Origin of the sequence: Nisaea sp. (assembly GCF_034670185.1) — a bacterium.
GTDB lineage: Bacteria > Pseudomonadota > Alphaproteobacteria > Thalassobaculales > Thalassobaculaceae > Nisaea.
Window position 1 is genome coordinate 841,022 of the sequence record NZ_JAXMNY010000002.1, and the last position, 13,266, is coordinate 854,287.

At 62.1% G+C, this 13,266-nt stretch carries 13 protein-coding genes; 2 read left to right on the forward strand and 11 right to left on the reverse strand.

Annotated features, from left to right (window positions below; translation table 11 throughout):
- Nucleotides 1-51: 51 nt before the first annotated feature.
- The 6 genes from fdh3B to VOI22_RS13630 form a co-directional block, all read right to left on the reverse strand.
- Nucleotides 52-648 carry a formate dehydrogenase FDH3 subunit beta gene (fdh3B, locus tag VOI22_RS13605; protein ID WP_028467473.1) on the reverse strand — a complete coding sequence of 199 codons (597 nt, stop codon included), beginning with the start codon at nt 646-648 and terminating at the stop codon, nt 52-54.
- Between the two features lie 12 nt (nt 649-660).
- A complete protein-coding gene (locus tag VOI22_RS13610) occupies nt 661-3,531 on the reverse strand; it encodes a formate dehydrogenase subunit alpha (protein ID WP_323797000.1) in 2,871 nt (956 codons plus the stop codon).
- Between the two features lie 111 nt (nt 3,532-3,642).
- The gene (locus VOI22_RS13615) at nt 3,643-3,837 is read right to left on the reverse strand and encodes a twin-arginine translocation signal domain-containing protein (protein ID WP_028467471.1); all 195 of its coding nucleotides are present in this window, start codon (nt 3,835-3,837) and stop codon (nt 3,643-3,645) included.
- An 87-nt stretch (nt 3,838-3,924) separates the two neighbouring features.
- Complete coding sequence (locus VOI22_RS13620) at nt 3,925-4,527, reverse strand: molecular chaperone TorD family protein (RefSeq protein ID WP_323797001.1); 603 nt, start codon at nt 4,525-4,527, stop codon at nt 3,925-3,927.
- Nucleotides 4,528-4,697: 170 nt separating this feature from the next.
- Nucleotides 4,698-5,393 carry a DUF3306 domain-containing protein gene (locus VOI22_RS13625; protein ID WP_323797002.1) on the reverse strand — a complete coding sequence of 232 codons (696 nt, stop codon included), beginning with the start codon at nt 5,391-5,393 and terminating at the stop codon, nt 4,698-4,700.
- Complete coding sequence (locus VOI22_RS13630; protein WP_323797003.1) at nt 5,386-5,931, reverse strand: DUF3305 domain-containing protein; 546 nt, start codon at nt 5,929-5,931, stop codon at nt 5,386-5,388. The genes VOI22_RS13625 and VOI22_RS13630 overlap by 8 nt, the downstream gene beginning before the upstream one ends.
- Before the next feature lie 120 nt (nt 5,932-6,051).
- Here VOI22_RS13630 and VOI22_RS13635 point away from each other — a divergent pair, with 120 nt between their 5' ends.
- On the forward strand, nt 6,052-8,082 hold the full coding sequence (locus tag VOI22_RS13635) for a 4Fe-4S binding protein (protein ID WP_323797004.1): 2,031 nt from the start codon (nt 6,052-6,054) through the stop codon (nt 8,080-8,082).
- A 21-nt stretch (nt 8,083-8,103) separates the two neighbouring features.
- On the opposite strand, the gene VOI22_RS13640 is transcribed toward VOI22_RS13635, so the two are convergent.
- Genes VOI22_RS13640 through VOI22_RS13655 form a run of 4 tightly spaced genes read right to left on the reverse strand, consistent with a single transcriptional unit; the run spans nt 8,104 to nt 10,413 of the window.
- Nucleotides 8,104-8,391, reverse strand: coding sequence for a hypothetical protein (locus tag VOI22_RS13640; RefSeq protein ID WP_323797005.1), 288 nt, complete (start codon nt 8,389-8,391; stop codon nt 8,104-8,106).
- Between the two features lie 5 nt (nt 8,392-8,396).
- The gene (locus VOI22_RS13645; protein ID WP_323797006.1) at nt 8,397-8,603 is read right to left on the reverse strand and encodes a DUF6494 family protein; all 207 of its coding nucleotides are present in this window, start codon (nt 8,601-8,603) and stop codon (nt 8,397-8,399) included.
- A 12-nt stretch (nt 8,604-8,615) separates the two neighbouring features.
- Nucleotides 8,616-9,647, reverse strand: a complete 1,032-nt coding sequence (locus VOI22_RS13650; RefSeq protein WP_323797007.1) for a DUF6352 family protein — start codon at nt 9,645-9,647, stop codon at nt 8,616-8,618.
- Between the two features lie 13 nt (nt 9,648-9,660).
- A complete protein-coding gene (locus tag VOI22_RS13655; protein ID WP_323797008.1) occupies nt 9,661-10,413 on the reverse strand; it encodes a biotin/lipoate--protein ligase family protein in 753 nt (250 codons plus the stop codon).
- A gap of 72 nt (nt 10,414-10,485) precedes the next feature.
- On the opposite strand from VOI22_RS13655, the gene VOI22_RS13660 reads away from it, so the two are divergent.
- On the forward strand, nt 10,486-12,735 hold the full coding sequence (locus VOI22_RS13660) for a tetratricopeptide repeat protein (RefSeq protein ID WP_323797009.1): 2,250 nt from the start codon (nt 10,486-10,488) through the stop codon (nt 12,733-12,735).
- Here the strand turns inward: VOI22_RS13660 and VOI22_RS13665 are convergent.
- Nucleotides 12,716-13,258, reverse strand: a complete 543-nt coding sequence (locus tag VOI22_RS13665) for a hypothetical protein (protein ID WP_051285242.1) — start codon at nt 13,256-13,258, stop codon at nt 12,716-12,718. The two genes, VOI22_RS13660 and VOI22_RS13665, sit on opposite strands and share 20 nt — an antisense overlap.
- Nucleotides 13,259-13,266 lie beyond the last annotated feature (8 nt).

Consider the following 13,266-nt stretch of genomic DNA (forward strand, 5'->3'; position numbering starts at 1 on the left):
TTGGTCAGAGACCGGGCCGGGGGCCGCAGAACGGCCCCCGGGGTCCAGCGGTTACCCGCCGGTTTTCTGATCGTAGGCTGTGCCCCAACCCCAGGCACCGGAGCCGAAGCCCCGAGCCACGGTCCGCTCACGATAGATCGCGGACACGACGTCTCCGTCACCAGCAAGCAGAGCCTTGGTCGAGCACATCTCCGCGCAGAGCGGTAGCTTGCCCTCCGCCAGACGGTTCCGTCCGTACTTCTGGAACTCGGCATTGCTGTTGTCGTCTTCCGGACCACCAGCGCAGAAGGTGCACTTGTCCATCTTGCCACGACTGCCGAAATTGCCGGCTTGCGGGTATTGAGGCGCTCCGAACGGGCAGGCATAGAGGCAATAGCCGCAGCCGATGCACAGATCCTTGGAGTGCAAAACCACACCCTCGTCGGTCTGATAGAAGCAATCGACCGGGCACACCGCCATGCAGGGTGCGTCGGAACAGTGCATGCAGGCCACAGAGATGGACCGTTCACCCGGCTTGCCGTCATTGATCGTGACGACGCGCCGGCGGTTCACGCCCCAGGGAACCTCATGCTCGTTTTTGCAGGCCGTGACACAAGCGTTGCATTCGATGCAGCGCTCGGCGTCACACAGGAACTTCATACGTGCCATTGTTTCGCTCCCTTACGCAGGCTCAATACGACACAGGGTCGCTTTGGTTTCCTGCATCTGCGTGACCGAATCATAGCCGTAGGTCTGCGCAGTGTTTGACGATTCACCGAGGACATAGGGATCCGCACCATCCGGATACTTGCTCCGGAGATCCTTGCCCTGGAAATGCCCACCAAAGTGGAACGGCATGAAGGCAACGCCTGAGCCGACCCTTTCGGTCACCATCGCCTTGACCTTGACCTTGCCGTTCTCCGGACCGGTCAGCCAGACCATCTGACCATCCCTGATGCCGTAGTTGTTGGCATCACGCGGGTTGATCTCGACGAACATGTCTTGCTGCAATTCGGCCAGCCACGGGTTGGACCGGGTTTCTTCACCGCCGCCCTCATATTCGACCAGACGGCCGGACGTGAGGATGATCGGGAAGTCCTTGGAGAAGTCGTTCTTCTGGATCGACGCATAGAGCGTCGGCAGACGATACGCTTTCCTGTCCTCGTAGGTCGGGTAATCCGCCACGAGGTCCCGCCGCGAGGTGTAGAGCGGTTCACGATGGAGCGGCACCGGATCCGGGAAGGTCCAGACCACGGCACGTGCCTTCGCATTGCCGAACGGTGAGCATTCGTGAGCGATCGCAACACGCTGAATACCGCCGGAAAGGTCGGTCTTCCAGTTTGTCTTGTCGCCGGAAATGCCTTCGATCGTCTTCCGCTCTTCGTCGGTCAGATCCTTGTCCCAGCCAAGCTTCTTCAGCATGGCCATGGTGAATTCCGGATATCCGTCCTTCAGATCCGAATTGGCGCCGTAGGAATCGACCGCCAACAGATTCTCGCCGTTCCGTTCGACACCGAACCGGGCGCGGAAGGTAAGTCCGCCCTCAGAAACCGGTTTCGACGGATCGTAGAGGATCGGCGTGCCCGGATGGTTCATCTCCGGAGTACCCCAGCACGGCCACGGCATGCCGTAGTAGTCACCGTCGCACGGACCGCCCTTCGCCTGAAGAGAGGTCTTGTCGAACGTATGCTGGTTGGCCATGTGCTTGCGCAGCCGCTCCGGCGTCTGGCCGGTATAGCCGATGGTCCACATGCCCTTGTTGATCTCGGCAGTGATGTCCTCGACGTAAGGCTCCTTGCCGTTGACCTTGATGTTCTTGAACATCTGATCGGCCATGCCGAATTTCTCGGCGAAGAGATACATGATCTCATGGTCGGTCTTCGATTCGAAGAGCGGCTCCACCACTTTGTCGCGCCACTGGATGGAGCGATTGGAGGCCGTCACCGAGCCGTAGGTCTCGAACTGCGTGGCTGCCGGGAGCAGGTAGACCCCGTCCTTGCGGTCATGCAGAACTGCCGAAACAGTCGGGTATGGATCGACGACGACGAGGAGATCGAGTTTCTCCATCGCCTTCTTCATTTCGACCATACGGGTCTGCGAGTTCGGCGCGTGGCCCCAAAGCACCATGGCCCGGACATTATTGGGCTGGTCCATGTTGGCTTTGTCTTCAAGCACGCCGTCGATCCAGCGCGACACCGGAATGCCGCTGGATTCCATCAGCTTCTTGTCGGCGAACCGGCTGAGCATGTAGTCGTAATCGACATCCCAGACCCGGGACCAGTGCTTCCAGGCACCGGTGCTGAGACCGTAATAGCCCGGCAGGGTGTGGGACAGCACGCCAAGATCGGTCGCGCCCTGGACGTTGTCGTGGCCGCGGAAGATGTTGGTGCCGCCACCGGCCTTGCCCATGTTCCCGAGCGCAAGCTGCAGGATGCAATAGGCACGGGTGTTGTTGTTGCCGTTGGTGTGCTGGGTGCCGCCCATGCACCAGATCACGGTGCCCGGACGGTTATTGACCAGCGTCCGCGCAACCCGGCGCATCTGCGAGCCCGGAACCCCGGTAACCCGCTCGGTCTCTTCCGGCGTCCACTTCTTCACTTCGGCCCGGATCTCTTCCATGCCCCAGACACGCTGGCGGATGAATTCCTTGTCTTCCCAGCCATTCTCGAAGATGTGCCAGAGCAGGCCCCAGATCAGCCCGACGTCCGAGCCCGGACGGAACCGGACATATTCGGACGCGTGCGCCGCGGTCCGCGTGAAGCGCGGGTCGCAGACGATCAGCGGTGCGTTGTTCTGTTCCTTCGCGCGCAGCAGGTGCAGCAGCGAGACCGGGTGGGCCTCCGCCGGGTTCCCGCCGATCACGAAGATGGCACGACTGTTGTGGATGTCGTTGTAGCTGTTCGTCATCGCGCCGTAACCCCAGGTGTTTGCAACACCCGCGACCGTGGTCGAGTGACAGATACGCGCCTGATGGTCTCCGTTATTGGAGCCCCAGAAGGCGTAGAATTTACGGAACAGGTAGGCCTGTTCGTTGCTGTGCTTGGCGGAACCGAGCCAGTACACCGAATCCGGGCCACTTTCTTCCCGGATCTTCAGCATCTGGTCGCCGATATCGCTGATCGCCTGTTCCCAGCTGACCTTCTGGTACTTACCGTTGACCAGCTTCATCGGGTATTTCAGGCGGCGCTCACCGTGCGCGTGCTCGCGCACCGCAGCGCCCTTGGCGCAATGAGACCCGAGATTGAAGGGGCTGTCGAAGCCCGGCTCCTGACCGATCCACACGCCATTCCGCACTTCCGCCTCGACCGTGCAGCCGACAGAGCAGTGAGTACAGACCGACCGGATCTTCTCGATACCGGCCAGCGGATTGGCTTGTGCTTCGGCCTTCTTGATCATGCCGCCGCCGAGAGCGGATGCGGCGGCCAGGCCACCGACTGTAATTCCGGAGCGTCGCAGGAACGTTCTCCGGTCGATCGCGCTGCCGGCCTGGCCGGTCACTGCACGCGACATGCGGGGCGATCCAGATCGCCCGCTCGTCTTCTTCATCAACATATCGTTCTCCCGAACATTACGGCCTCTTTATCGACCGCTTATGTTTCAGCAGGCGCCCCAGCATGTGGCGCCCCGGGCCTCCCAAATGAGAGGACCCTCCCCGTCTTGCCCCTAGAAGCGCGACAGAGCGTAGGCCGTCTTCACATGCGCGGTTTCCCTGTAGCCGGCACTGACCTTTTCGGGCCGCGATGCGGCCTCGGCAGGTTTCTGCGCCCCGGCAATCACCGCAGCACCGGCTGCAGCGCCGATGCCCGACAATTTCAGGAAATCACGGCGTGTGGATTCGGGCTTTTTTGCTTTCGCCATCACCAACTCCGTTCTGCTCCGCACGGGTCCGATATGTTGATCCGCCGCCGGCCCGTGCCCGGCTGCGGGAAATCACTTCCCGGCGCCCTACTCGAGCATCCGAAACGACTCGATCTCGATCTCCATGAACTGCCGCCCGATGGCACCGAGCGGCATGTAGAGAACCGACGCCTTGGCGCCTTCGAGATCTTCGAAAAATTTCACGGCCCACGGCGCCACATGCCGGTCGAAAAACTCGACCTGGCGCTCCAGGTGGCAGGCCGGACCGAAATCGCCGCGAATCATCCCGGCCATCACATCGCAGAGGGCGGCAATATGATCCTCGGGCTCTTTGACATCATCGGCGCGCGCAACACCAAGCCGCGCAAGATCGTCACGCAGTTCGGCCAGCGGCTTTTCGTTGAGGAAACCTGTCAGATAAAAGGAGCCATGGGGCACCAGCTCGCCGCGGCCCACTCCGTAGAACAGCTTGTGGAATTCTTCATCGGCGGACTCGACCGTCGCAGCACGCGCCGCAGCCGCGAAAGCGGCGACGGATTTGCCAAGCGGCGTGTCGTCGCCTTCGAAGCTACGGGCAATATCGAGGCTGTCCTGATGCGGCGGACGCGCAAGGAAATGCGCAAGCAGACCGTACCAGTGCGCTCTGACGGCGTCTTCTTCTGACACCAGACTTCGGGCGGTATCTGTCACCGACCCATTCTCCCTGACGTGCCCGCGTAATCCGATAGGAATCGCAAGCTTCGTTGCAACGGCTTATTGCCGCTCTTTAGAATGATTAAAGTACGCGTGCCCAGTCGATAAGTCCATATGAACACACGCACTGGAGCAAAGGTTTTCCACACTGCGAACGACGCCGCGGGTTATTCGAGGTCTCCGTCACCGACCTCTTCAGCCTCATCCTCGCCCTGAACGGCATCTCCGGAGCCGGGAACGGAGCCACTGTTTTTCGCAATTTCGGAGTGATCGGCCGCCGCCAGCCGCCGCGCCTCTTCATCCTCTGGCCCATCTTCAACTTCGGCATCTTCAGCTCGAGTATCTTCGGCTTGGGCATCTTCGGCCTGGGTATCTTCAGCCTGGGCGTCTTCCTCGTCCGGTTTCTCGGCCAGTTCCTCGTCGGTCATGAACCCCTTGCCGACCCGATAGGCCGTCTGCATGCCTTCGATCACCATGGCGGAATCGGTAAAATCCCCACCGTAATCGACCAGACCATCGACATTCGCCAGCACCGGATTGGTGCGCCACAGAGCCTGCAAGGCACGGCGGCGCAGGAATTCGGGAACCTTGCTCTGCATGAAGGGTGTGAAATCGCTCTCCGCATCAAGCGTCGCGATGTCCGGCAAGCCGTCGACCACCTCCTGCTCTTCCTCGGTCAGAGGACGCTCGTCTCCATTGACCAGAGCCGGGAGCTGATCGTCCGGTGCTTCATCGGGGAGAACCGGCGCCGCGCCGCCGCGCTTCTCGCGAGGCGTCGCCGTTTCAGCGATCCGGGCCGAATCCTTGCGCTGCGACCAGCGGGCCAGAAAGTTTCCGCCGCCCTCGTCCTGGGTGTCAGTCAAGGCGTCGCCTCCCGGTTGCACGCCGCCCGCTATCGTCGACCCTCGGCTGACGGGCGAACTTTTCCTGCTCATGGCGGTGATCGCTGCGCTTGCGCTTGATGAACACCTCGTCCTCGTGGTGCGTGTCACAAAAATCCTGCACCCAGGCAATCAGCCCCTCGGGCATCGGCACGCTTTCGACGGTCTCCTCGCCTGAATCCAGATAGTCCTGCGCCTCATAGGCCGAGGCCGTGGCCAGGAACGGATAAACCTCGTACGGCGAGTCCGGATCGTCATCCCCCCGCAGCACGACATAGACCGACGGCTGGCCCGACAGGTTCACTTTGTAGGATTCGGTTTCTTTTCGGTACAGGGTCAGCGGCAGCGTCGCCGCATGAAAGCGCTCAAACCCGTCGCCTTGGTCGAGCAAAGTCCATTCACTGACGTCCGGCGCCCCGACGATTACGGAGACCGCGTTCCAGCGATGATCCTGCCAGGGATTGTCGATTTTCCGGCGCTCGAGCACCACTCCAACCGGTATGGTCCGGCTGCGTTCCATTTCCACTCCTTGGATTCTCCAGACGGGGCCATTGCCCCGACCGCGCCGTATTGCAAATATGTGTATCAAAAGTGCGCGCTGAAAAGACTGAAACATATAAAGCGCACGGGAGAGAGAAATATGGCCACCGAAAGCGGGCGGCTGCTGGTCTGCAATTGCAATCAGACCATGCCCCTGGAGTCCGTCGCGCGCGCAGTTATGCAAGGCGATGCGGCACCCTTCATCCATTCAGCCCTGTGCCGATCCCAACTTGGAAATTTTCGCGATGCGGCAGCCGCAGGCACCCCGCTGACCGTCTGCTGTACTCAGGAAGCGCCGCTGTTCAGCGAAATCGGGCAGGAAAGCGGACTGGATGAGAGCGCGTTAAGCTTCGTCAATATCCGCGAGAGGGCCGGCTGGTCCGACGAGGCCAAGGATGCCGGACCGAAGATCGCCGCACTCATCGCGGAGGCCACGGTCGCAGGAACGCCGACAACGCAGGTATCGCTCTCTTCCGACGGGATCTGCCTGGTCTATGGCAAGGATCAGTCCGCTCTCGACGCGGCACGGCAACTCTCGGAGCGGCTCGACGTCACGCTGCTGCTGAAAGAAAGCGGCGGCATCGTGCCGCCTTCAGTCATGGATGTGCCGGTGTTTCATGGCCGGATCATCCGGACCGCCGGGCATCTCGGCGCCTTCGAAATCGGCGTCGACGATTACGCGCCGGCCAATCCGGCAAGCCGAGACGCCTTCTCCTTCGAGCGGCCGCAGAACGGCGCTGTCTCGAAATGCGACCTCATTCTCGACCTGACCGGAGAGACCCCGCTTTTCACCGGCCACGACAAGCGCGACGGTTATTTCCGACCCGATCCGGGCGATCCGGTCGCGGTGCAGAAGGCCTTGTTCGAGCTTTCGGACATGGTCGGCGAATTCGCGAAACCGCGTTATGTGGATTTCAAAGCCGATCTCTGCGCACATTCCCGCAGCCGCAAGACCGGCTGTTCGCGCTGCATCGATGTCTGCCCGGCCGGCGCAATCAGCTCAGACGGCGATGTTGTCGCCTTCGATGCACATATTTGCGGTGGTTGCGGTGCCTGTAATTCGGTCTGTCCGACCGGCGCAGCACATTACGCCTTCCCGCCAACCACAACCCTGGTCGAGCGCCTGTCCGTGCTGATGCAGGCCTATGCGGATGCCGGCGGGCGCGATGCCGCCCTCTTCGTCCACGATGCCACTGACGGCGCCCCGATAATCGACATGTCGGCCAGGTTCGGGCGCGGCTTGCCCGCCCATGTGATCCCGTTCGCCGTCACCCAGGTGACCCAGATCGGTCTTGATTTCCTGGCCGCCGCCTTTGCATTCGGTGTCGGCCGGGTGGTGCTGCACGCACACCCGCGCAAGCAGGAGGAGATCGGCGGATTGGCGAGCCAGATCGGACTTGCCGAAACAGTCCTGACCGGGCTCGGCTTCGAGAGTGGCCGGGTGGAGTTGCTGGTTGAGGCCAATCCGGACGCGGTCGAAGCCAGACTCTGGTCAATGGACCGGTCCAAGGGCGTTGCCCCGCGTTTCTTCCTGCCGCTCGGCGGCAAGCGGGAAATCATGGATACGGCCCTCGCCCAGCTCCGCCTTGCGGCACCGACCCCGGTCGACACGATCGCCCTTCCGCCCGGCGCACCGTATGGCCGGGTGAATGTGGATGTTGAGGCCTGCACGCTCTGCCTTGCCTGCGTCAGCGCCTGCCCGGCCAGCGCCCTGCTGGACAACCCGGAGGCACCCCAGCTTTCCTTCGTCGAAAGCAGTTGCGTGCAATGCGGGCTTTGCCGGAACACCTGCCCGGAAAGCGCCATCACGCTGGAGCCGCAGATCAACTTCCTGACCTCAGCCAGGTCGCCAGTTGTGATGAAGGAAGAGGAGCCGTTCCATTGCGTGCGCTGCGACAAGCCCTTCGCCGCGAAAAGCACCATCGACCGGATCGTCAAAACACTGGCGGAGAAGCACTCGATGTTCGCGACGCCGGAAGCCGCCCGGCGCCTGCAGATGTGCGAGGATTGCCGCGTTGTCGACCAGTTCGAGGAAGGTAACCCGATGGCAGGTGGCGCCCGCCCGATGGTCCGCACGACAGAGGATTATCAGGCCGGCAATGTCCCCGACGAGGACGACAGCATCCACTGACCACCCGGAGCTGTAGACGCGTCAGCCGCCGAACCGATCCTGGCACATGGCGGCGGCGCGTTGCTTGAAGAGGGTGTGTTTGGCATCGTCGATCACACCCTCCGCCAGCATCCGGTCAACCGGGCCATAGCGTTCCGAAAGACAGGCCGCCAATTCGGGGTTGGCCGGCACCACCGGCACAGCGGCGCCGTCCGTGAACACTGTCAGATCATCGCGGTGAATGTAGGCGAGTGACGCCACCGACAGGATCAAAACCAGACCCGCAACCAGACGGGCCCGCCTGCTGTCGATAAAAGGTTCGGTGGCCACGGCCGTTACTCGGTCTCGATCGTGCCGTCGATGGTCACTTCAAGACCCGCCGCCGGGATCGACAGCACAACCTTGGCATCCGCTGCAGCGCCGGGTTTCAAAGCGCCGCTCTCCACCGCCGCGCGGATCGCTGTCTCGATCTCGCGTTGACTGGTCACGCCGACCTTCTTCAGAAACTTGCGGACACTCATGTTGAAGATGTCTTCGTTCATGTCTTTTCTCCCTTACGCCGGCACGGCCAGCGGTAAATTGACCAACAGGTTTTGCGGCTTCATCCGCAGCACGCCTTTCGCGTCCTGCGCCAATCCGAGATAGACCGGACGCCCAGCGATATCTGCGCGCATGGCTTCCGGTTGCTTGAAATCGAGCCTGAACAGCGCGATCAGGTTGACCAGAGTCTCCTCGTCCACCTCTTCACCCTTGTAGAGCGCATTCAGGATGCCGGTCGAGGTCGCATCGAGACCGACATGCCAGACCCAGCGCTCGTCCTTGATGCTGCGCACCGGGGTCACGGAGACCTCGACGCCAAGGAAATGGGCAGCCCAGCTTTCCAGCACTCGGCACAGCGCATCCAGCCCCGGGCGGGTGAAGGTAAGATCGAGCACAGTGTCGAACCGGTCGCTCCGATCCCAATAGATCGCCGCGTTTTCCTCGGTCAGCACATCCAGCTCGACGGAGCGTAGCGGGGTGTCGTTCTCCGCGATCAGGCGCTCCAGCGAACTTTGACCCTGCCCCGCCGCATGCATGTCGACAATTTCCTCGTCGGCGCACATCACGATGCCTTCCTGCAACGTCACCCGCTGGCTCCGGAACAGCAGCTCGGCGGCACGGGCGCGGATCGGGTCACTCACCCCCTCCAGCATGTTGCGGGCGACGGCATGGGCAATCTGGTCGAGGAACAGCGGCGGGATGGAGACGTCGCCGGACAGAAAGGTCGAGAGATAGAAGGCTTCGAGACTGTCCGCCGTCAGCAGGGCATTGCGGAAGCCGAGTACGATCTCATAATTCTCCCGTCCATCCTTATCGCCGAACGCCGACAGCTCCATTTCACTGACCGGCCTGCGCGGGTCTTGCAGAAGGGCCGCATGGAGACTGCGCTCCGTCGCACAGGATTCCTCGACCGGCGCCACTTCGGGCCGGGCGAAGATCGCGCGCAGGAAATCATCCGTAACCGCCAGGCGGCCGTCGGCCGTCCGGTCAAGCAGCGCATGGCCGGAGCTGATCCAGAAATCCCGAGGTGCATCCAAAACTGTCATTTATCCGCCTGCTTCAATCGAGGGACCAAGTTGGCTTGCGCAGCACATCGGTCAACGCCACCAGCGGCGTTTTCGTATCGCCGAGAACCAGTCCGCCATTTTCGTCGAGCCCAAGCAAGGTGCCTTTCCACTGACCGCCACCGAATCTGAGATCCACCGTCTCGCCCCGTTTCGCGGCACGCGGCAGCCAGTTATCGGCAATAGGACGGAAGCCGTCCGAGACATAGCGGTTGGTCCAGAGCAGGAAATGCCGGGAGAAACTCTCCAGCAAGCCGCCTGTGGTGAGCTCACCACACCCCTCGTCGAACAATGTCGTCCGCTGCCGCATCATACCCGGCTCCGGCGCATCTTCGCGCGGCGTCATCGCAACCTCGACGCTGAGCACAGCCCAGTCGGGCACCGGATCGTCAGCCAGATTTTCCCACGCGGACGGGTCCACCGTGAGACGAACCCCTCCGGCCAGACCGCCATTCACGATCAGCCGGTCCGGCCAGCCAAACATGACCTCGACCTGCGGCGGGACCTGGGCGCCAAGGCAATCGCCGAGCGCGACCATCGCCACATGAACCGCCGCGAGGCTTTCGGAAAGCGGTTTATCCGGTGCCAGCACGATGGCGCAGGACATGACATCAGCACTGTCGCTCCAGTACAGGTTCGCCGGATCGGCACCGTTTTTCGCCGCCTCGACGGCCAGCGCCAGAATATCAGCCTCCGCATCGTGGCGATGTGGCCGGTATATCGGCGGAAAAGTAAGCTCTTCTTGCATGTTTCACTCCCTGCCGGGAAACCTACCATGGACACTCGGCCTGTCATCGGGAATCGCCATTGGCAGATCGGCATGATAAGCGATTCAAGTAGTTTGGCCCCGGTCGGGGGCTCATGGTGGGAAAGGAGACAGGGCGTGCAGATTCGCGAAATGCTGATCGCTGCACACAGCCTGCATCAGGCCGGTCGAATCGCCGAGGCCATATCCGGATATCGTCGTGTTCTCTGTGCATCGCCCAGCGAAGCAGACAGCTGGCACCTTCTGGGAACCGCGATGCTGCAGGCTGGCCATCCTGCACCCGCTGTTAACTGCATAAGGCGCGCCCTTGCCGCAGCGCCCGGGCGGCACGATTTCCGGCTCAATCTCGGCTTTGCCCTGATCGACAGTGGGGCTGCCGAGGCCGCCGTGTCGGCTCTGGCCGCCGGGTGCGCCAGCCTCTCCGGCCAAGCTGCGTTCTGGAACGCATGCGCATCCGCTAAAAAGCAGGCGGGAGATCCGTCCGGCGCCACTCTGGCGCTCCACAAAGCGATACTCCTCGAACCCGGCGATTCTGCATCCGCCTATAATCTTGCGCTCGGCTTGCAGGAGCAGAACCGCAATGAAGATGCCCTCGATCACTATGACCGGGCCATCGCTCTTCAGGCCTCCGGTCACATTCCCTTCGCCAACCGTGCCCAGGCGTACCGCGCGCTGAACCGCCCGGCGGAGGCTGCCCGGGATTTCAAACGCGCCCTTGTCCTTGCCCCGGCTCTCCCGGATCTGCTGAACGACCTCGGCATCGTGCTCTGGGCAGAGAAAGACAGCTCGCACGCCATCGCACTCTACCGCTATGCCTTCGCAGCCGCTCCGGACAACCCGGAGATCCTGCGAAACCTTGCAAGCGCCCAGCTAAGCGCCGGAAACTACGAGACCGCGCTTGACACCTACATTGATGCGGCGAAGCGTTTTCCCTCGGTGCCTGCCTTCGCAGTCCGAAGAGCCTTTGCCCTGCCGGTTATTCCCCGGGATGTGCCGCAGATAGATGCCGCGCGCGAGAAGATAGCCGCATTCCTCGACTCTCCGGAAGCCCGGCGCATCCAGCTGACGGACCCGCTCAACCAGATTGGCGCCGCCAATTTCTATCTCGTCTATCACGGTCGCAACGACCTGGATCTGGCGGTCGGTATCAGCAAATTCTACCGGCATGCCTGCCCGATGCTTAACTTCACCGCCCCGCATGCAGGCGACGGCCCGCCGCCCGCAACCCGCAGGATTCGCCTTGGAATCTGTTCAACGCATCTTGCCGGGCACACGATCGGCGCCGTGTTCGGCAATCTGGTGACCGGGATCGACCGGGAGCGCTTCACGCTCACCTTGCTGCGCCCGCCCAGCCTTCGGGATGCGGCGGCAGCGGAGATTGCCTCCCGGTTCGATGAGGTGGTGGAACTGCCGGCGAATATCGCTCAAGCGGCGGAGATCGCGGCGGCCTGCCGTCTCGATGCGCTGCTCTATACCGATATCGGTATGGAGCCCTTCACCTATTTCCTTGCCCACACACGGCTGGCTCCGGTGCAATGGGTCACCTGGGGCCACCCCGTAACCACCGGCATCAGCACCGTGGACGCCTATCTCTCTCCGGACTGTTTTGAGCCAGAGGGAGCGGAAGCGCACTATTCAGAACGTCTGGTGCGCAGCCCCAGCATTCCGATGAATTACCGCGATGAGCGCGTCCCGCCAGCCGGCGCGAAATCCGATTTCGGCCTGCCGGACAATCGGCCGCTTTATCTCTGTCCGCAAAATCTCTTCAAATTGCATCCGGAGTTCGACCTCTGGCTCGGCGAGATTCTGAAAGCAGACCCGCGCGGCATGATCGGCTTGATCGGGGGCGCGAACATCGCATGGACAGAACAGGTGAAGGCCCGGCTCGCTCCCGTCCTGGGGGCTGACATGGAACGGGTGCGGTTTGTGCCGTTCCTTCCAAAGGCCGACTATATGCGGCTGCTAGGCGCTGCGGAGGTCATGTTGGACCCGATCCATTTCGGCGGCAGTAACACCACGCTCGGAGGGTTTGCAGCGGGAACGCCTGCTATCACCTGGCCAAGCGGCTACATGCGTGGGCGCATGACCATGGGGCTTTACCGGACAATGGGCGTCGAGGATTGCATCGCTTCAGGGCGCGTGGACTATGCGGCGAAGGCAACGGAGATCGCCAACAACCCGACGATGCGGGCGGACATTGTCTCCCGTATCCGGGCCGCCCGCCCGTCCGTCGTCGAAACGACGGGCGCGGCCCGGGATCTCGGTCACTTGCTTGCGAACGCGGTCAGCTCGCGGAGCGGTTAGCGATGAACATGGCTTTACCGGTTTCCATGTCATAACGCAGCCGCGGCTCGTTCTCCAGCGGCCGCCCTGTCACCCGCACAAAGCAGGCCTGGGCCGGATAATCGATCGCGTGAATGGCCCGCACATCGTAAAGACCGGCCTGACCCGGCGCGAGCCTGTAGGTCTTCACATGCTCGATCTTCACGTCGCCATCCCCGTCGCCGCCATCGGCCCGGCTGAACTCGCTCATGTCGGTATATTCCTTGGCCTGACCGTAGATTGCCCAGGAGGTACCGTGATCGTGCGGTGGCGAGGCATGCGGCTTGTCATTCACATGGGCCAGAACGACAAATTCGAGCTCATCGTCACGGTAAAGCTCGGTCACGCCAATCGGTGCGTCCTTGCCGCAAACGTCCTCGACAAAAGCCTGGTTCATCAGCAGCTTTTCGAGGTTCTTGCGGACTGCTTCCCGGCCTGCGGGACTGTTGTCGCGCGCCAGAGCGTCATGGCTTTCGCGACAGAATTCGTCCAGACCGTATGCCATCGGAGATC